Annotated in this window: 8 protein-coding genes; 1 reads left to right on the top strand and 7 read right to left on the bottom strand. The window is 49.8% G+C overall.

Annotated features, from left to right (window positions below):
• Nucleotides 1-59: 59 nt before the first annotated feature.
• From DVO77_RS06840 to DVO77_RS06820, 5 genes are all read right to left on the bottom strand, one after another.
• Nucleotides 60-5,915: a beta-ketoacyl synthase N-terminal-like domain-containing protein gene (locus DVO77_RS06840; protein WP_119977813.1), complete on the bottom strand. Its 5,856-nt coding sequence runs from the start codon at nucleotides 5,913-5,915 to the stop codon at nucleotides 60-62.
• Entirely contained in the window at nucleotides 5,915-8,107 is a 2,193-nt protein-coding gene (locus DVO77_RS06835; protein ID WP_119977812.1) for a PfaB family protein, read from the bottom strand. Before DVO77_RS06835 ends, DVO77_RS06840 begins: the two co-directional genes overlap by 1 nt.
• Complete coding sequence (locus tag DVO77_RS06830; RefSeq protein WP_119977811.1) at nucleotides 8,107-15,900, bottom strand: type I polyketide synthase; 7,794 nt, start codon at nucleotides 15,898-15,900, stop codon at nucleotides 8,107-8,109. Before DVO77_RS06830 ends, DVO77_RS06835 begins: the two co-directional genes overlap by 1 nt.
• On the bottom strand, nucleotides 15,900-16,760 hold the full coding sequence (locus tag DVO77_RS06825) for a helix-turn-helix domain-containing protein (RefSeq protein WP_119977810.1): 861 nt from the start codon (nucleotides 16,758-16,760) through the stop codon (nucleotides 15,900-15,902). The genes DVO77_RS06830 and DVO77_RS06825 overlap by 1 nt, the downstream gene beginning before the upstream one ends.
• Before the next feature lie 447 nt (nucleotides 16,761-17,207).
• Nucleotides 17,208-17,507, bottom strand: a complete 300-nt coding sequence (locus tag DVO77_RS06820; RefSeq protein WP_162599229.1) for a hypothetical protein — start codon at nucleotides 17,505-17,507, stop codon at nucleotides 17,208-17,210.
• A 428-nt stretch (nucleotides 17,508-17,935) separates the two neighbouring features.
• Here DVO77_RS06820 and fusA point away from each other — a divergent pair, with 428 nt between their 5' ends.
• On the top strand, nucleotides 17,936-19,984 hold the full coding sequence (gene fusA / locus DVO77_RS06815; RefSeq protein ID WP_119977809.1) for an elongation factor G: 2,049 nt from the start codon (nucleotides 17,936-17,938) through the stop codon (nucleotides 19,982-19,984).
• Nucleotides 19,985-20,125: 141 nt separating this feature from the next.
• Here the strand turns inward: fusA and DVO77_RS06810 are convergent, their stop codons facing one another.
• On the bottom strand, nucleotides 20,126-20,980 hold the full coding sequence (locus tag DVO77_RS06810) for a PA4780 family RIO1-like protein kinase (protein ID WP_119977900.1): 855 nt from the start codon (nucleotides 20,978-20,980) through the stop codon (nucleotides 20,126-20,128).
• A 586-nt stretch (nucleotides 20,981-21,566) separates the two neighbouring features.
• Nucleotides 21,567-21,839, bottom strand: coding sequence for a hypothetical protein (locus DVO77_RS19010; RefSeq protein WP_162924158.1), 273 nt, complete (start codon nucleotides 21,837-21,839; stop codon nucleotides 21,567-21,569).
• Nucleotides 21,840-21,882: the final 43 nt, after the last annotated feature.

The raw sequence follows: 21,882 nt of genomic DNA, 5'->3' as shown, positions 1-21,882 counted from the left end.
ATTCGATTGTCTAACTTGAGGTATTGGCAGCTATCCCAATACCTCAAGTGATCTATTTTTTACAAGGCTTCTTCGATACAGATGGCTATGTCGGTGACTTCGTAGATACGCAGCCCGTCTTTACTTAGGCTTGCATTACCCGTGATCACCTTCTTACCACCTTCATCTTTAATCGAGGTAATACTGACATCCATCGACATCTGCTTATTGAGTGGGTTGATCTGACCGCGATACTTCCACTTAATGTTTGACAAAATCTGGCCAAACTTAGGGTTTTTAAATCCTGCGCCCAAATCTTTGCTGATGGCGTAAGTTTGCATGGTTTCGATAATGGCTTCAACGCCTAAGGAACCCGGCATCACAGGATCTTGGTGAAAATGGAACTGGAAGAACCAGTCGCTAGGATCGATAGTGCGCTCAGCGTAGAGGTAACCTAAACCTTCGGTGCCACCGTTATCGACAATTTCGACGCTATCGATAAAATTAAGCTGACCGCCAGCAAGACGATAGTGAGGCTGGTTGGCTGGCGCATTAAAGTGGCGGCCTGCTTTATCTAACAAATTTACTTTGGTATCGGCACTAATGCCGTTGGCCACATGCCAAGGCTGAGTGACTTTGCCATTGTCTAAGCCCAGTTGATCTTTAAGCGCATCGCCTTTGAAGTAGCCAAATACTGCGGTGCCGCGATAGAAGGGCTCGCCGTCGGTGCTCAGCTCAAAGCTAAAGCTTTGAATGATGTTGGTGCCCGCCATCACCGTTGACAGCAGACGCGAGTCGTTGACTATGGTTTTACCGCGCAGGTCGACATCGCGCAGTAGCTCGCCACTACCATCTAAGTTACGGAAAAACAGCTCAAGCCCCGGGAAGCCCAATGTGGTGCCCATGTAACCCGAGATGAAGCCATTAGGCTGCAACGAGATCTCCATCAGCACTGAGTAAGGCATTACCGCATGGTGGCTATTCTTATCGAAATACCACGCATCGGTTGGCACTTCATATTCGGCAATACAGCTTGACGGCTTTTTAAACTCACCACGCTTACCGTTAACTTCTACCACGCGGGTGGTTAACTGCAGATCGCCGCACGGGGTACGTGGCGGGATCATACCGCGATAAATTGAAAACTCAGGACCGAAGCAGTTTTCAATATTGCCTGTGGCAAATTCAAATAGGTGGTACGGCGTAAACGGCACGGTATCGGGCACACGATTGGGATAATCGGGTGTGATAGGTGCCTCAACATGGGACAGCGGGATCACGCCTTTGTTAGGCGCGGCGCTCAAATCAGGCACTTGTGCCATCAAGGGGGCGTTAATGGACGCGCCTTGATAGCCCTTTTTAGCACTTGCTGAGTCAACCAGCACGGCATTGCTAAGCGTCAATGGTGCGTCATAGCGGGTGCACTCATCTTCCTCTTTGATCATCACGCCAAGATTTTGGAAGTCCACCACCACTTTGCCATTAAGCAGAATGTCGATGTTGGCTTTGGCATAAGGGCGCGGGCTGAAGCCAATTTCGGTCACTTCCATACGATAGGTAAGCTGGGCCGATTGCGGAATAACCTGACCACGACAACGTACCTTTTGTGACGCATTTTCAAGTGGTTGGAAACGACCATTTTTCGTTTGGGTATGCATCCCTAGATGTAACATGTAGAACTGCAGTAACTGGCCACAGCCTTCTGCCATCAAGGAGCCCGCCATCACCTGATCATCTTTAAAATGACAAGGGAAGTACCAATGGTTAGGTGCCAGCTGCTTATGACCTTCAATCAACCCAAGTCCCCATGCACCGCCTGTTCTGTCGACCTTGCTGACTTGCTCGATCATCAAGAACTTCTCAGAGGCAAAACACAGTGACGGTTGAGGGTGACCTGCGTGTGACGGGCCGAAACAGCCTGCAATGTCGGCCGATAATAGCTTATGGATCGCGGCGTAATCGAACTGAGTCTGCGGGCAATCCAGTAACGGATTAAAGCGTTGCTTGATAGCGTTGTTACGGGCCTTAATTTCATCTTCTGTGCGAATGACGCCTTTGCCGTCCGCCAGCTCTGCATCGGTAAAGAAACCCGCACAACCCCCGTCCATCTTGAGGATCATGGTATCGCCAACGAAACATTCATAAGAGAAGAAGAACAGCAGGGTATCGCCGTTACGGGCGTAGTGGTTGATCTTAATATCATATCTTAATGTGTCACCGCCCCGTGGCAGATCGCCTAAGAAGGTGAGAGTACAGTCGAGTAGACGGTAGACGCGCTCGCCTTTGTTTTCAAAATCAATGCCTAAGTAGCTGATCAACATCAAGTCGCATTGACCCGATTCAACCGCAACCGCCCAAGGAATTTGGCCATCGACTAAGTAAGGCGCATCCTCTGGGATGTCATATTCAGTGGTCATTGAACTTGGTCTGTACTCATTGACCTTGGCGTCGAGTTTAGTCACCCGCGACACCAACAGATAGTCGGTGGTTGGTAGGCGAACGCGGCGCGAATAGTTATCGATTGGGGCATATTCTGGGCCAAATACTTTGGCGATATCGCCTTCGGCATACTCGACCAGATCATGGTAATCCCAGATGCATGGCTTGTGTGCAGGCACTGGGGCGCGGTAAGGCTCGACTTTATCATGCTGTGGCTTAAGGGGGGCCTGAATCATAGTTTGAGGCGTTGCTGCCGGCTCTTGAGTCTGAAACGGCTCTTGAGTCTGCGCTGTGCCTGTGGCTTGCGCAAGCTGCTGCTTGAGCAGTTGATCAGCCACTTTTAGGCCGGTTTCACGGCTCTTAAGGAAGGCAAGGTGGGCCTGCTGCGCGAGCTGTTGATTATGTTGAAATGCCGCTAACTCACCTTGAGGCAGGTCTAAGTGGCTCGCATCAAGTGCGCTGGGTGTTTTGCTTATCATTATGTTCTGGGTACCTATTGCTGCTGCAATCTGGGCCGATGATGGCGCAGGGAGAGAAGAGGGGTTATTCGCTGACGGTTCACTATGCGGCAGTGAGTAGCTGATCAGTGCTGGTGCATTTTCGCTTACCGGCGCGCCATGCGCTGCGGCCACTTTGGCTTTAATGGCCTCAAGCGCTGGCAGTGGCGTGTCGACAATATGAGCATAGATATCGCGGCCACCTAAACTGACCTGTTTCACTAAGCTGCGCTCAGCGTGGGTGCCTAAAGTGTGAGCCAAGCGCTGAGTCAGGGCACTGCGCTGGGCAGCACTTTGACTGAGGTGGGTGAGGGCGCACTGATTTTCGCTGACGTTCGCAATTACAGCATGTTGGCTTGAACCTTGCAAAGCTTGTTGATTGAGGCGCAACAGTCCATAGATAAGGCTAGTCATGCCTGCAGCGGCAAAGCTGTGGCCAAGTTGCTGCTGACCCTGCTCAAACCGCGCATGGGTTAAGGGTAAAGCTTGTTGCAACTGGCTTGATGTCAGTGCGCTGCCTGGCGCTATGCTCTGCTCGACTAAGCTTATCTGCTCGCCATGAGTCCCGGTGAGCGTGAGTAGCTCATCCATAATACGGCTAACCGTGCTGGTAGCGCCAAAGTTTAAGCTCTCAATGGTGGCATAACTCTGTCTAGCTTGGGTCTGGCGGGCTTGGCTTTGGTCGACTTGATTAAGCGGTTCGAGTACTAAAGCACCCGCGCCTTCAGCCAGTCTCCAACCTGCGTCGTTTGGCGTAGCAGCCATTGGCGCGATGGCATTTTTAAGCATCACCTGCTCAATGCTGCCAGAGAGGTCGACCGCGGCAATTACCACGGCATCGAGCTGTTCTTGCACCATCATATTTTCGGCCACATCGAGTGCGCGGCTCACCGATTGCTCACCGGCTGAGATGGTGAAGGCTGGGCCGTTAAAGTCCCACAGGGAAGCGATACGCGACGCCATGATATTGCCAATAAAGCTGGTGTACTGGTTGAGCTTGGCGGCATCGAGGACGCTATCCATGGCGATGGTTTCAAGGGCTTGATATTCACTGTCTGTGAGTGTCACGCCCATGGTATCTAGGCTCTGTTTCAATTGAGTATGCAGATTGACGCGGCCGCGGAACTGGTGCAGTTCGAGCTCAGTCTCCATCGCCACCAACACCGCCACTTTTTGACCGGGTTGTAGCTTGGCATCACGAATCGCTTCATCGGTCACTTTCATCAACATCAGTTGCTGACAGATTAAGCGATCATCTTCATTCGGCGGCAGTTTAAAGCGTAAAAAGTCTAACTCAAAACTGTCGACATAAGCCCCTTGTGGCACGCCGTTTAATCCAAGCTTAGCCAGTTGTTCGGGATGTTTATCTAACCCCTTCCAGCGCTTGGTGGGAAGCTCGATAAAGGCGTTTTTACCTTGGGTAACACAGTCATTAAGTGCATTGATGGTGCTTAATGGGCCAAAGTGGGCGGCGATACCGCTGATGGCAAATTGGGGGCTGGAGCCATTGCTACAGGCCTGTGCTTGACTTGGGGTTATGTCTGCAGCCTGAGTTGCCGCTTGAGGCGAAGGCTCGTAAGACTCTAATAACAGGTGAGCATTACAACCACCAAAACCAAATACCGACACGCCAGCAAGGCGGGTTTGATTATTGGCTTTTATCGGCCAAGGGGTGACTTGATTTGGCAAAGTATGAGAGCCAAACAGACCATTTGGCGAGTCGATTGCTTCACTGATATTGATACTGGGTGGTAATACACCTTGGCGCATGGCAAAGATCATCTTCATGATCCCGGGCATGCCAGCAGCCGTGAGTAGGTGGCCTAAGTTAGATTTTGCCGAGCCAATCATAGGTACGGCCGAGCCGTTAAGCCTTGGGGCAAAAAACTGCTCCATCGAGGCGAGTTCAACCTTATCGCCCAGTGGTGTGCCGGTGGCATGACATTCGATCACTTCGATGTTTTCTGGCTCAATATCGCTGTCACGATAGGCCCGTTCAAAGGCCTTAACTTGCCCTTTGCTGTTGGGGCTTAAGACAAACTGGCCTTTACCATCGTTAGACAGGCCTATGCCGCTAACCACAGCGTAAATTTTGTCGCCATCACGCTCGGCATCGTCGAGTCGTTTGAGCGCGAGTACGCCAGCGCCTTCACCGGCGAACAAGCCTTTACTGTTTTTATCAAAGGGGGCTGAAAACCCATGATCTGGGTAGGCATGGAAAATGGAGAAGCCCATATTGATAAAGAAGGGATCGGCGCCCGATACGGCGCCTGCCAGCATTAAATCGGCTTTGCCCGTGGCTAAGTAATCACAGGCCAATTTTAGCGAGTAGACTGAGCTGGCGCAGGCCGCATCTAGGCTGAGTTGCACGCGACCGAGCCCCAGCGCATCGGCCACAACCTTAGAGGCGTTGTGGGCAATAGCGCCGTTGGCACAATCGATTGATGAGCTGTGTTGGGTCTGCGCGTTAAAGGGGTACAAGCGAAAATCGCGGCTATCCAACTTGGTTTGCAGCGCCTTTTCGACCACATTGTGGTACAGCGGTAGAAACAGTTCGTTCGATTTGGCGGTGGGGAAGGAGAGCGTCCCCATGATAATGCCTGTACGCGAAAGAATAGCCGAGTCTAACGCTACGCCAGCATCGAGCAGCGCTTTGCGGCTGGTATCGAGTGCCCATTTGAAACTATCGTCTAAGCCATTTAGTTGTTCGCTAGGCAGTTGGTAGCCTGTGGTATCGAAGCTAAAGTCTTCGATATAGCCGCCTTTATCACAATAAAATCGGTCAGATTGCCCCTGAACGCCTTGGTAGTCGGCGCTGTTAGCGCCCAGTTTCTCATTGCTGAGAATGGTTCTTGAGTCGCGTTTATCGAGCAAGTTTTGCCAAAATTGATCTGGCGTCTTGGCATCGGGATACAGTGTGGCCAGTCCGACGATAGCGATCTTAATCGCTCTTTTAGGTGTTGGCGCAGACATTTGAGAAGGCACTTCGTTTGAAGGCATTAAGCTTCCCCTCTTGATAAGGTATTGGCGTCATTGCCGTTTAGCTGCTGATGCAGTGCTAATTGACGCTTGAGTCCCAGTTGCAGCACCGTTAGGCTGACGGGGACACGATGGCTGATCAACTGTCCGATCGCCTTAAGCAGAGTCGCGATATCGCTACTCCCTTTGGCGTTTAGCGGTACAGTGCAGCATTGAGATGTTAGGTTTGCCGAGGAGGATAAGCGATTATCGAGCAGTTGCTCTCTATCGCTGTGTTTCAATATTTTGTCGATAAGCGTGCAGTTTTGGCGATCGGCACCAACCTCGACAAAGAGCCGTGCGCCTTGGCGCGTAGCGCTCTGGACGAGGGCGGTAAAATCTAAGCTATGACAGAAGGTATCGGCAATCGATGTCGCAATAAGCTTTGGACTCAACTGCCCCTGCTGATCGCCAACGCCTCTGTCTATCCCTTTGCCAGTATCGGCGGCGCTGATAAATGTCACTGGGTGATTAACCGCTTCAGCCATGATATTTTGCTCATAAAAAGCGATCACATTGTCATGCTGACTGAGCGCCGGTGTCGTGTGCATCGCGGTGACACGATTGGCGGCAATGCCACGTTTACCCAGCTCCTTAAGCAGCTCTCGGCAGCTATGCTGACAGCCCGCAATCACGCAGGTATCACCTTGGGTAATGGCCAAGTAAACCCTAGGATAACGGTCGAGCAGCGCGGTTATCGGCTCAGGCGCACTGCGCACCACAAAGCTGTTCCACTCAATCGCCTCATCAAGGGGAAGTTGCCATGCTTGACGCACCGCGGTGAGATCACCCGATATTACTGAGGTAAATAGCGGATCGCTTTTGGTTTTATCGATTAACAGATGAGGCTGTTGCCATACATCGAGGCTAGCCCACATGGAGGCTTCTCCCATGGAGTAACCTAGGGCATATTGTGGCTTAACATCAAACTCATCCATCAATAGTTTGCTTAGCAGATAACTCGCCCCTACGCCAGCAATCGCCATATTGCCCAGTGACATCTGCTCCGCCACCTGTTTGTCACTATGATAGATCGCATCAGCCTGCAGCATGGCTTTAAGATCGCCTTGCTGCTCCAAGCGGGCAAATAGCGCTGGGAAATAGTGATGCAGTTCGCTGAGCATGTCGTGATAGACAGTGCCAACACCGGGATAAACAAAGGCCAGATGCGATTGTCCAAGGGGCGCCGCGGTAAAATAGCTGCCGGCTGGGGTTTTATATTGCCCCTTTTCTTTAAACACACGGCTTAGCGCATCACTCATCGAGACTATCTCTTGTGCTAGCGATTCGATGTTGCTTGCTTGCAGTGTCAGTGCAAAACGTGGGCTGGTGCTTAGCTTAAACTCATGTAAATTTTGCTGCATTAACGCCAGCAAAGCTGAGCTGATTTTTGAGTCATCAGCCATCATCTTAATGTTATCTAGCTTAGCCGCAAGCGCCCATAGGCCTTGGCTTAACTCGGCTTCACTGGTACCAGAGAGTAAGCAGAATAAGCGCTCTGCCTTAAGTAAGGAGCTCGCCTTTAATCGTCCCGTACCTTGGGTGAGTACCATGGCGACATGGCTCATTGGCTCATTTTCAGGTTTAAGCTGCAGATTTAATGTGGCAACCCGTGCTTGATAACGCTCGGTAAACCAGTAATGGCGGGAGTTATCGTCACGGGTGATGGTGCGCTGGGCAATATCGTTGATCAGTTGGCAAAGTGCGTCAAATGCCACTTGGCTCTGCTGATACATTTGCTCACTATCAATAACGAGGCTGCGCTGACAGTTAACCTTTGCCAAATCGCGCTTCGCTTGCCCTAAGGCTTTAACCGATGCGCCTTGAGCCGTTTGGTCGTATTGCATCCCTGCGAGGTACGCGTGCGGATGCAACTTACGTTGGGCGGCCATGAGCGCGGGCATGAATAACAAGGTGCTTTGCTGAGACTCAATGGTGACGACTTCACCTGCTGCCACAAGATTGAGCGCCATCTCAAGATCTGTTGTGAACTGGGCTAGTTCAATCATTAGTGATGAGTCATGAGCTAGCTCATCACTTAGCCCATTGAGCGCGGTATCACCTTTATTAAGCACGAGCACGGCGACGCGCAGTGGCGTCGCCTTATCTTGGTTTAGCTTGTTATCACTTTGGGTTGCGCTCCCATTATTGAGTGCCCCATTATTGAGTGTCACTATGCATGATCCTCTTTAATGTGTTGGTCGGCAACAAAGGCACTGTTCAGGTTTTTGCTAATGGTCACTTTGGCTGATCTCATCGCGCAGCTGAGTTCACCATCTTGATGATACAGCGCCACATCGGCGACGAGCTGTCGACCACTGGTTTTAACCACGGTGAGCTCGATATAACCTTGGTCGCCAAAGCCCATCGGCAATGCACTGACGAACTCGCCAATGGTCGAGGGTAGGCTGGCCGCGCCATAGGTTAACCTTGCCCACACTAGCATCGCTTGCAGTAACAGATCTTCCGCAAATGGCTGACATCCTTTAGCGACCAAGATTGGGGCGAAATCGCCACAATCTTGTTGGTCGACAGTAGGGAGCTTGCAGCTCACCACTAAGCCTTGCTCGTTAAAGCGCAGTACCTTATCTAGCCCTTGTAAACGCGGGCCATGAAATAGGGTACCGTCAGTGTAAAGCGCAGCTTTGTCGGTCACTGGCGTGACTTGGCTGAGTTCATCAAACTGCTTAGTGCTATGTTGCATGTCGCCTATTTTTACCAAGCGTGCTTGGTACTGAGGCCGCCCTTCACAACTGATCAACGCCTTAATGCCTTTGAGTGCACCCGCTTCATATTGCGGGGTTAAGCTCATCATTAAGGTTTGACTATCACTTGAATCGAACACTATGCCTTTGAGCAACTTATAGTCTTGCACCATGAGCGTTAGCCCATACTGTTCAAGCGCCGCTTCACGCATCCATTGGATAGCGCAAACGGTAGGCAATACCGGATTGCCACCAATGCGATGATCTTGAACAAAGGCCAATGCATCAGGCTTTAGCACTCGCTTAAGTGTCACTTCAGTCAATGTTGTGACGTCACGCTGCGGGCGCTGTGCAGGTTGCACCTCACCCGCATTAGGCTTTTTTACCGTCGCTTCCTTAGCGGTTGTGTCACTTTTGCTGTTGCCTTGCATATCGGTGCCAACGAGCAGTTGTACGCCACTCTCTTTTAGCAGTTGGGTCGCAAATAGCTCAGCGCCAGCTTGCAGTGGGATCACATACACGCCTCGGTCAGTAAACATCTTTTTCAGCGCTGGATTAACCATACCACCGTCCCAAGGTCCCCAGTTAAAGCTCATCACTTTAGCGTTAGGGTGCTTAGCTGAGAGCTGCAGTGCCGCCTTGTTCAAAATGTCGTTCGACATGGCGTAGTCGCTTTGGCCGGTATTGCCATAGAAACCCGCTGCCGATGAGAACATGGCAACCAGTTTTAACTGGCTGGCATCGATGACAGAAAGTAGCGCCTTGAGGCCGTTGACCTTGGTGCCATAAACCCGTGCCAGTTCATCTAAGGTTTTGTCTTGAATATGTTTGTCAGCCAAGACGCCAGCGCCATGGATAAGACCCGTGATTGGCGTTATTTGGGTCATGGCGCTCAGCGCACCATTTACCGAATCAGCATTGCTCACATCCATGCTGATGTATTCTGCGCTAGCGCCTACCGCGTTAAACGCATCCAGTGCCGCATTGATCTCTAGGCTGCTCTGTACTGGCCACACGAGTGCATCCACTTGCTTAGGCGTTGGTTTCTCACCCGAGGCAATGATGTGGGCAATCGCGGCTGACTTGAGCTCGCTTGCTGCTTTACCTTGTGCCCAGCTTGGCAGATTATTGAGGCTCACATGTTGGCTACGACCCGCCAAGATAAAGTGCGACTGACAACGCTTAGCTAGGGCTAGGGCACACTCAAAGGTCACGCCTTTTGCTCCCCCGGTCACCAGTATTTTATCTGCGCTGTTTAGGTCGCTTTTTGCTGTTTTTACGCTCGCATCGCCTGCAATTAAGGCTGTGCGCTGCACGTTACCTTGATCATTCAGGCTTAAACCCACTTCGCTGCGCGTGGCATTGCTATCAAATAATTCGTTAGCGATGGCATCACTTAAACGACTGGCATCCAGCGTCGGTGCGATATCTAATGCACGGCAAAATACGCTTGGCCACTCGTGGCTTAAGGTCTTAGTGAGCCCAGCCAGTGCTGCTTGGTTAAGCTCTGCGGTTTTTAGCTGCTCAGCGTCTAAATAACCGAAGCCACCGTCGATGCGACTCACTGTGATGAACGCACGTCGCGTGCCTGTGTCCTGGGTTAATTTTGGTTGCAACAGTTTGGCCCACAGGAAGGCTTGGCTCAAGTGATTGAAACTGTCATCGCTAAGCTGCACGCCGTTATTATTCGCTACTTGCGCCTGTTGCGGCTGCAAGTGAACAAAGCCGCTGATAGTGCCTAACTGCTTTTCAATCTGATCAATTACGGCAGCGATGCCAGTTTCATCTGCACTGTCAGCTTGAAAGCTTTTAATATCACTGTTTAGCGGTGACTGTGGTTGACCTTTCGGTAAACGCACTACAGCCACGTTTAAGCCCTGTTTAACCAGTTTCTCGGCGAGTACACCCGCATTGTGACCATCATCATTGATCACAACGTGAGTGTTAGCGGCGAAACAGTTGTTAACTAACTCCGCCGCATCAAGCTTTTTTAGCGCTACCTCGCTGTGAGGTGGCAGTTCAACACTCGGCTCGCTTGAGATCGCAGCAGGTTTATCATTTAAGGGCTCTGCCTTTACGGGCGCTGCACCTGATGATGAAGCGTTTAGCTTACTGTTCATAGGGCCTTCAGCGGGTAGCTTGCTGTTCATATAGTTAACGATTTCACCTAAGGTACGACACTCGGCCAAGTCTTCAGGATTTAGCTCAGGCAGACCCGGTAGCTCATCTTGCACTGTGCCTAAAATTTCCACGCGCTTGATAGAGTCGATGCCTAAGTCGGCTTCCATATCCATCTCGAGGGCGAGCATCTCTGTTGGGTAACCGGTTTTCTCGGCCACCACGTTCATCATGGTGCTCTGCACTTGCGCGTTAGTTAGACCGCTTCGAGTAGCTGGCTCGACATTTACCTGTGCGTTTACTGCAGTGGGTGCAGAGGCAACCACTGGTAGCTTGCTGTTCATGTAGCTAACGATCTCACCTAAGGTGCGACACTCGGCCAAGTCTTCAGGATTTAGCTCAGGCAGACCCGGTAGCTCATCTTGCACTGTGCCTAAAATCTCCACGCGCTTGATAGAGTCGATGCCTAAGTCGGCTTCCATATCCATCTCAAGTTCAAGCATCTCAGTGGGGTAACCAGTTTTCTCGGCCACCACACTCATCATTGTGCTCTGCACTTGCGCGTTAGTCAGACCGCTTTGAGTCGCTGTATTAGCGACTGGTGCGTTTGCGGTCACTGGCGCGCTGCCTGTGGCTGGTAGCTTACTGTTCATGTAGCTAACAATTTCACCTAAGGTGCGACACTCGGCCAAGTCTTCAGGGCTCAGCTCTGGCAAACCCGGTAGCTCATCTTGCACTGTGCCTAAAATTTCCACGCGCTTGATAGAGTCGATGCCTAAGTCGGCTTCCATATCCATGCTCAGTTCAAGCATCTCAGTCGGGTAACCGGTTTTTTCGGCCACCACACTCATCATGGTGCTCTGCACTTGCGCGTTAGTCAGACCGCTTTGAGTCGCTGTATTAGCGACTGGTGCGTTTGCAGCCACTGGCGCGCTGCCTGTGGCTGGTAGCTTACTGTTCATGTAGCTAACGATTTCACCTAAGGTGCGACACTCGGCTAAGTCTTCTGGGCTCAGCTCTGGCAAACCCGGTAGCTCATCTTGCACTGTGCCTAAAATTTCCACGCGCTTGATAGAGTCGATGCCTAAGTCGGCTTCCATATCCATCTCAAGTTCAAGCATCTCAGTGGGGTAACCGGTTTTTTCGGCCACCACACTCATCATGGTGCTCTGCACTTGCGCGTTAGTCAGGCCGCTTTGAGTCGCTGTATTAGCGACTGGTGCGTTTGCTGCAACTGGCGCAGTAGTAACCACTGGCAGTTTGCTGTTCATGTAGCTAACAATTTCACCTAAGGTGCGACATTCGGCTAAGTCTTCTGGGCTCAGCTCTGGCAAACCCGGTAGCTCATCTTGCACTGTGCCTAAAATTTCCACGCGCTTGATAGAGTCGATGCCTAAGTCGGCTTCCATATCCATCTCAAGTTCAAGCATCTCTGTCGGGTAACCGGTTTTTTCGGCCACCACACTCATCATGGTGTCTTGTACCTGCTGGTTGCTTAACCCCGGTGTTGCTGCGGGCGCGGCTGGGACGATTTCTGGGGTGATAACAGGTTCGATGGCGGGCACAACAACGGGTGTCGGGATAGCAACAGGCGCGTTAACATTCGGGGCCTGCGTGTTTTGGGCTGGCGGCGTCACTGTTGTTGGTGTTTGTATTGCATTTGGTGTTGGAGCATTAGTAGCCAAACGGCGCATTTCTGGCGCGTGACTCGCAGCGTCATGAGGTCTTGTTTGAACACTTGGGTTTAATAAGTTCAGAGCGCCAGTATTGCTATTCGCTTGTAACTCAAGGAACTGCGTATGGCTTTGCAGCGTTTGCGCCTGATGTTGGTGGAACTGCTCCATGGAGCGTTGCAAGCTGGCTGGGATCTCCACACCTGCGGCGGCCATCTGCGCTTGAGCCGTCATCAAGGCGCTAAAGGTCTCACCGTATTGCTGAGGGATCGCTAAAAACTGTTGATGTAGCTGCGCCGTTTGTTGCTGAGCGGCAAAGAATTGCGCTAAAGCATCATGACTGGCGGGCGCAGAGTTAGCTGACGCTGATGGGCTATGTGCTTGAGGGTTTTGGACTTCGCCTGCTTGCGGCGCGCTATTCACATGTACGACTTTTTCCACAATCTTCTCTACTTCTACAATTTTTTCAACTTCGACAAGCTTCTCTACTTCAACCACTTTTTCTTTAATGATTGTTTCGGCAGAGATAGTGCCAGTGTGTAAGGATGCTGCCATTTTCGCCTGAGTTACTGGGCTAATATGGTTGCTGGCCGTTAGCGTAATATTCATTGGCGATGGCTGTTCTTCGGCCGCAATTGGCGCCGCATAAGGGTCGAGGTTTGCTAGTGCAATACCGTTAACTGCGAGCTGCATTGCCGCTTGACGCAGTTGCAGATCGCTATCGCCCTTTGGATTTGGGTTGATGCTGACGGTGCACAGTTCGCTCATCTTGTCGCTAAGGGTATTTTCAACCAGCTTTTGTAAGATGTTCTTCGGACCAAACTCAACAAATACGCGGGCCCCGGCATCATACATGGCTTGTAACTGCTCGCTAAAACGAACCGATTGCAACATGTGTTGCTTAAACTCGCTCTTAATGGTCTTAGCGGCCGAGTTATACAGCTGACCTGTGGCGTTCGAATAGATAGGGCGCTGCGGCTTAGTGAACTTCGCCGCATCGATAGCCTGAGCAAACGGAGCTTGAGCATGGCCAACCAGTGGCGTATGGAACGCGCCTGAAACCGGCAGTGAAATCGCTTTAAAGCCGAGGTCACTTAACGCCTTTGCGGCCTCTGAAGTGGTGTCGGTAGGGCCTGCGATCACCAGCTGAGTCGGCGCGTTGTAGTTTGCTACTTTTACGCCATCAAATTGAGCGATGGTGGTTTCAAGTAATTCAAGGTCACTTGCCGTTTTGGTGATAATGGCGTACATAGCGCCAGAGTCGACACCGTCATCGAGTTTCGTTGCCATGGCATCGCCACGGGCAAAGGTGAGCTTGTAGTAATCGTCACTGCTGATAACCCCAGCCGCACACAGCGCGCTGAGTTCACCAAAGCTGTGGCCGGCGACCATGTCGGCTTCAAAACCTGCTGCGGTCAGTAGCGCGTATTGACCCATTGAGATGGCACCAATCGCACTTTGCGCGTTAGCGGTGTTGGTCAGTAGCGCGGCTTGGGCTTGTTGAGCAGCACTGTTAAATACTGGGATTGGGTAAACCACCTGAGACAATGGCATCTTGTTGTTGGCGTCAAATATCTTATCTGCAAGCACAAATTGCTGGCGCATCTCTGGGAAATGGCAAGCAAGTTCACGCCCCATATTAAGATACTGCGATCCTTGGCCGGCAAAGAGTGCGGCCACTTTGCCATTGTTCATCGCCGCTGCGCGGTAATGGATACCACCCGGTAGCGACCAGTTAGCCTCGTCACTAGATTGCAGCTTGGTTAGCGCTTGGTTAATCAGCTTGATGAGTTCCTCATTGCTGCTAGCAACCAAGCCTAGGCGCGGGGCATTAGCCTCAAGTTTACGTAGACCATAACCGCTGGCGATGTCGGTTAGGCGAGTGCCATTGTTGGCGGCGTTCAGAGCGCTATTGAGGCTTGCGATTAACTCAGCATTATTCGCGCCACTAAAGAGCAGGCTTTGAGCAACGCTGCGCTGACGGTACTGGGTCAGTTTGCTATCGGTACGTGCATGCTCGCTGTTGTACTCTTCCAGTACGAAGTGGAAGTTGGTGCCACCGAAACCAAATGAACTGATACCGGCGCGGCGCGGCGTGCCATCGGGGCGTGGCAGCCATGGGCGAGTTTCAGTGTTTAAGTAAAACGGTGAGTTTTCGATATCCAGTTTTGGATTGGGCTCGCTGACGTTAATGGTGGCTGGCAACACCTTGTGGTGCAGCGCTAACGCGGCCTTGATCAACCCAGCGGTCCCTGCGGTTGATTTGGTGTGACCAATTTGCGATTTCACCGAACCCAGCGCGATATGTTGTTTGCTGTCGCTTCCTTCTGCAAAGACAGAGCTTAAGCCCCTAAATTCAGCTGCATCACCGGCGGCAGTACCCGTACCGTGCGCTTCGATAAGGCCTAGGGTGTGCGGCGCAAAGCCTGCGTCATCATAAGCGCGTTTTAGGGCTTTAGCTTGACCTTCAGGGCGCGGCGCATAGATAGATTTAAACTTACCATCTGATGATGAGCCGATACCTTTAATGACAGAATAGATACGATCGCCATCGCGCTCGGCATCCTCAAGACGCTTAAGCGCTATCATGCCAATGCCTTCACCAATCATCATCCCTTTTGAGTCGATATCAAATGGCTGAATGGTTTCATTGGTGGTGAAGGCGGGGGTTTTCGAGAAGCTCATGTACATAGAGGGTGAGTTGTCGGTACACACGCCACCGGTGATCATCATCTCTGAGCGGCCTTCGACGAGTTCACTCAGTGCCATACGCATAGCAGCTAACGAGCCTGCACAGGCGGCATCGACAACACAGTTCATGCCGCCAAGGTCGAAACGGTTGGCAATACGACCCGCAATGACGTTACCTAACGATCCTGGGAATGAGTTTTCTTCCCAATGTATGTATTGATCTTGGAACTTTTTGATCAGCATTTCGCTGTCAGCATCGCTAATACCGCTGTTTTTGAATACTTTTTTAAGTACAGGGTACTGCAGGCGTGCGTTAAGGCTTTGGCTGATCTTCTGACCGCCACCGACGCCTAAGGTGATACCGATTTTGTCACGGTCATAGTCAGCCGGCAGATTGGCATCGGCCAACACTTCTTTGGCGACGATGAGCGACAATAACTGCGATGTATCAGTTAATTCTAAGATATTGGGCGGCAGCCCAAACTCCATGGGGTTAAAGTTGACTTCGGGCATAAAACCACCGCGTTTGCAGTAGCTCTTGTCGGCTTTGGTTTTATCGGCATCATAGTAATCCTCGCTGTTCCAGTGGGTGTCTGGCACCTCGGTAATGGCGTCGATCTTCTCGCTAATTAAGTCCCAAAACTTGTTCAGGTAGCGCGAGTTGGCAAAGATACTGGCCATGCCTACTATGGCGATAGGCATATCTTTAAGGCGCTTATTGAGGCGTGAGTCACGCTGCTCGGCGTCTTGTTTAACATTAGGCTTATCGGTCTGGCTCATTATGAGTCTCCAGTGGCTGCCTGAATGTCAGGCGTCTTGTTGTGAGTGTCAGCGACTGGTGCAATATGTGTCATTGTTGCACCAGGAAATCGCTGTAAAAAGGTGTGGTAGTTTCGTACCAATAACTTACGTAAATGAAACGGCCCATGCTGTAATACATGGGCGATGTAGCGTCTTGTGGCTTGGGTATTGCCATCTTGATATAGGTCTAGATAGATCCAGTCACTGTGCGGATCTATGCCCAATAGCACTGAGCTTGGAGTGGAATCAGTTAATTGTGGTGGAATGGTCAATGATGCCACTTGCACCACAGTGTCGCCATCGGCCTTGGGCAGCGCCAAGGTATTGGCTAATGTTTCGGGGTTGAGGGTATAGGTTGCAATGTGGCTATCTTGGGCTATCGGCAACTGGTTAAAGTAACGTTCGGGCACATTGGGGCTTTCAATATCACTAACACGGGAAACGCCATAACGCTTGAGGCAGCGCGCCAGCCCTGAGCGTGATACATTTGGGTTAATAAACTGCTGCGTCACCTCTAATAACCGGTCGAGTGGCATTTTTAATTGGTAGCGCAGCCCAACGACCACATATTCTTGCATCGGCGTTAAGGTGGTATTGAGATGATGAGGCGTATTAGGCGTATTATTGACAGAGTCGCGTTTACGCCACTTGCGTACGGTGGCTTCGCTGATGTTAAGGACCTTTGCCAGTTGGCTGACGGGGAGGTCGGACTCTTGAATAAATCGACGCATCTCAGGCGTCGTAGTGGCATTTTTATGCCTCAATTCAGTGACATTTTGCGTACAGTCATCCGGCTTATCACTATTTACATACGCATTAGCGCTCAGAGGCTCAACCATAGGTATTGCAAGTTTCCATGAATAATCTACTGGGACATTGGCGCTGTATATGGAGCCTTGTGAGCTGCAGGCTCATTCGGTACAAAAGCAATATCGCAGTGATTTATAGCTATTTGCCCAGCAGACTACAGTAGGTTTAGGGTCAATACAATCACCTGGGACTTAAAACTGGCTGCTGATATTATCTTTAGCTTACAGTTGTGCGCTATAACAAAGTCGATGGGGTAACTGAAAGTTTATTTGTTCGTTATTTAGAGGGCATTATTTAAGGCGATAAGCCGCGAGTGAGTATCGTGAAAAATTAGGTATTGAAAAGGATAGACGTTATAAGGGTAAAGATAATATCTAGCTATCTTTACCCTGATATCGTTTTATATCTTTGGTTAGGCCTGAGACTTGACGATTGAGTGTTAGTCAACCCGCTCTAGTGTTAACAGGTGCCCGAGATTAATTACTTTTTGGTGCTGGTGTTTGGCGGATAAGGTCGTTAATGGCATCTCTATCTGAGTTCTGTCTTTCTTCACGTTGCTGACGCGTATCACAGATCCGTTTTTTGATACTCGAACCAGTGACTTTTTCACTTCGACATTCATATCCCGCATCAGCAAGTTGTTGTTGATTTTTTGCTTTCAATGCCGCTTGCTCTGCTGTCATCGGTTTATTGTCAGTAGTACTGCAAGCCGTAGTTACGAGAATTGAGATTATCAGTCCCATCGATTTAGCAATCCCCATTGATTTTATAGACACAAGTTTCTCCTTAGTTCATCTTCCATTTTATTCGTATAGTGTCGCTAACATCATGCAAAACTCTTCAGTTTGTACAATGATGACATCTTTCAAATGTTGACGTTTACATTTTTTTATCGATTTGACAACCCAAAAGAGAGCGTTAAATGTCCACCCCAGTAGCCAAAGAGTCAGTGTTATTGATGTTTATAAAGGAGGGGGGGGATGTGGTTGTAATGTTTATGTAACAAGGTTGCGGCTATTTGGCCAGTGAGCTAATCCGTGATCTTGATCAATAGTCAATGGTCTTTACGAGCCTATACTGCTTAGTATCAAATCGATAACAGCTAATGCTTTTTGGTTACAGAGGTAATAGTTATCTTGTTCGAAGTATCACTACATTAAAATGCTGCTATCTCGTTGAATTACATTAAAATAAGGAGGCCAGTATGGCTGAGTTCATGACCGAACAGATCCGTAATTTGGCAGTACTTGGACACTCTGGGGCAGGTAAGTCATCACTGTTAGAGGCATTGCTGTTTGAGGGTAAGGCATTTCCCCAAAAAGGCAGGGTGGATAAGGGCACAAATCATGCCGATTTCACTGCCCAAGAAAAAGATCATCGCCACAGCCTCGAACCCTCCTTTCTCTATCTCGACATCGACAATCATCACATCAACTTTATCGACACCCCAGGTTTACCCGACTTTTTTGGTCGAGCACTATTGCCGCTGCCGGGTGTTGAGACAGTGCTTTTAGTCATTAACGCCACCACTGGGATTGAAACCATCACTCAGCGGGCTTTCGAAGCCGCAAGGGCTCAAGGTAAGGTGGTACTCATCGCCATCAATCATATCGATGGTAATGGCGACAAACTTGCCACCTTGTTAGACGATATTCAAACCAACTTAGGCCCTCGTTGCCTGCCTGTTAATTTACCTAATGTGCGCCTCGATGACGTGATTGACTGTTATCTGCACCCCGAACCACAGCTGCAAGGAGAGGCGCTATTTCATGATGTTGTCAGCGCCCGTGATGAGCTGATCGATACGGTATTGGAAGAAGATGATGAGTTAATGGCCCTTTATTTAGAGCAGGGAGAGATATTAACCCCCGAGCAGCTGCATGCGCCGTTAGAGGTGGCATTGCGACGGGGGCATTTAGTGCCCATCTGTTTTACCAGTGCCGAAACCGAAGTGGGGATTGCCGCGCTGCTTGAACTGATCATTAAGTTATGCCCCAATCCGTTAGAGGGCAACCGGCAGCAGTTTATTAAAGGTGCAGGCGAGAAGGCCGTGCGGGTGGAGGTGATTCCCTCTGCCGATGCTCATGTTCTGGCGCAGGTGTTTCGCGTCACCATAGATCCCTTTTTTGGCCGCATGGGGATTTTTAGAGTGCACCAAGGCACAGTGCATTTAGGCATGAAACTCTTTGTTGGCGATGAACGTAAACCTTTCAAAGTAAATAATTTATTTAAACTACAAGGGGATAAACAGATAGCGGTGACTTCGGCCATTCCTGGGGATATCTGCGCCGTGTCTAAAATCGATGAATTGACGGTAGGGGCGGTATTACACGACAGTCATGATGAAGATGAATTTCGTATGCCAGAGCTTGATCTGCCAGAGCCTATCTTTGGCCTAGCGGTGTCCGCTAAGCGTCGTGGCGATGAGCAAAAAATTGCCGAAGTGCTCAATAAATTAGTGGTGGAAGATCCTAGCCTACATATCGCTAAAAATGAGGCTGAAGGCCAGACCATATTACAAGGCCAAGGCGATTTACACCTGCACATTGCGCTGGAAAAAGCCCACGAGTTGTTTAATGTCGACATGGATACCGATGTGCCTGCGGTTGCCTATCGTGAAACCATTACATCCACAGCGCAGGCGCGTTATCGCCACAAAAAGCAGTCGGGTGGTTCGGGCCAATTTGGTGAAGTGATGCTGGCTATTGAGCCCTTACCCCGTGGTGCTGGATTTGAATTTGTCAGCAAAGTGGTGGGCGGCGCCGTGCCTAGCCAATACATTCCGGCGGTAGAAAAAGGGGTAAAAGAGGCGATGAACTGTGGCACCTTGGCGGGTTACCCCATGCAAGATGTGCGCGTGTCGCTGCTCGATGGCAAGCACCATAGTGTCGACTCGAAAGAGATCGCCTTTGTGATGGCCGGTAAAAAAGCCTTTATTGAAGCGGTGCAAGCTGCCAGCCCGGTCATTTTAGAGCCGATAGTTGAGATGAAAGTGCAAGTAGCACAAGAGCATGTCGGCGATATCACAGGTGATATCAGTGCCAATCGCGGTATCATTTGCGGCACGCAAGCACTCGATAACAATAGGGTAGAGGTGGCGGTAGAAGCGCCACTGGCAACGGTGGATGATTATTCCACTCGGCTTAAATCACTCACGGGGGGGGATGGACAGTTTTCGATAAGCTTTAGTCGTTATGATGTGGTGCCAGAGCATATACAGCGGGAACTGGTGGCTAGCGCCAAGCGTGATTAGTTCACCAATGCTCTCATCACGCAGAGGGTCAAACCTTTTTGAGTCACGGTTTTTTACCTTGGGTTATAAAAGACGGTTATAAAAGAGGTCGATTAAAATAAGGCGTTATAAGGTAACGCCTTATCATTTAACAGTAAGGGATCACAGCTCGTTGGCTTCTCTTATACGCTCGTGTTTTTCTTGCTCCTCTTCAAAGGCGGCTTGGATCTCTTCGAGCACCGAATTGACATCGGCGGTATGGGTATCTTCTGCAAATTGACCGGTTAACTTCGTCTCTGGTGTTAATTTGGCTTTTTCATACAGGGCCCACATCTCTTTGGCATATTGAGTCTGTTTTAGCTCGGGGGCAAATTGCGAGTAATAGCCTGTCATGTTGTTGACGTCACGAGCGAGCATGGCTTTGGCATTATTATTGGCCGAAGCATCAACTGCTTGGGGCAGGTCAATGATCACCGGGCCTGTTTCGTCCAGTAACACATTAAACTCGGATAAATCACCATGGACTATGCCAGCGCACAACATGCGGGTGATGTAACTCATCATGGTGTCGTGATCTTTTATCGCCTGCTCGGCACTTAACATCACATCGTTGAGGCGCGGCGCCACATCGCCATTGGCATCAGTGATGAGTTCCATTAATAACACACCATCGAAACAGCCAAAGGGAGTGGGGACTCTAATATCGGCGGCGGCGCATTTATATAGGGCATCGACCTCGGCATTTTGCCAGGCTTGCTCTTGTTGCTCGCGTCCGTAGCTTGAGCCTTTTTCCATTGCACGGCTGCGACGGCTATTTCGACTCTTTCTACCTTCTTGATATTGAGCGGCTTTTTTAAAACTGCGCTGAGTCGCTTCTTTATAGACTTTGGCGCAGCGGATCTCTGTCCCGCAGCGAACGATGTAGACAGTGGCTTCTTTACCGCTCATCAATTGGCTGATGACTTCATCGACGAGACCATCGTCAACGAGTGGTTGTATGCGTTTGGGAGTTTTCATTGCGTCGTTATACCTTACTTCAGCCTCGGATGGTACCTCTACACCAGTAAATAAGCTGATAGTGGTTAAGTTGGGGGATGGTTGTTTAGCGTTTATCAATAATGTCTGAGCTTGTGATATTTCATTGTACTTGGCTCTGATACGGGATGACATAGGGTCTTAACCTGAGAGAGCAAAGCTTCGAGATATCCTTGTATGGTCGATCTCATTGCCCGTTGGTGATGTTGGCAGGTATTAAATGGACTTGCACTGCTGGTTAACAGTAAAACTCGGTATCCATACTATGGGATTAATGTGAGGGCACAATTTTTAGGATCATGATTAAAGTAACATGGTTGATATTACCGTTTTCATTGAGCAGTGGTTTTAATTGCCACGATTTTAATCTAATAGTCACGCAATGTTGTAGCTTAATAATGGTATGACGATACCGTTATCATTTATTTATAGGGTGTCAAGTTGTTAATGATAGTGTTTTCTGTTTTTAATTGATTCTCATTTGTAAGTTAATTTGGAGTGAGTTATTTATCTTTGTTGTTAGGCTTATTTGTTTACCGTCAGATTTCATGTTAGATGCCTGCTATATTTAAGCGCATCTCCTTTTTATGATTTGTTCCACTTTAAAGTCATGATGTGGTTTTTGTTGGGTTTGTTTTGTGAGTTTTATTTTATTGGTGGTTGAACACATTAATTTATTTATTATTTTACATAACCATCTCACAATGTTTGCCATAAGCCATAAGCCATAAGCCATAAGCCATAAGCCATAAGCCATAAGCCATAAGCCATAAGCCATAAGCCATAAGCCATAAGCCATAAGCCATAAGCCATAAGCCATAAGCCATAAGCCATAAGCCATAAGCCATAAGCCATAAGTCATAAGTCATAAGACGTGTAGCACG

Origin of the sequence: Shewanella algidipiscicola, assembly GCF_003605125.1 — a bacterium.
Taxonomy (GTDB): Bacteria; Pseudomonadota; Gammaproteobacteria; order Enterobacterales; family Shewanellaceae; genus Shewanella; species Shewanella algidipiscicola.
This window is presented reverse-complemented; position numbering and strand designations above follow the sequence as displayed.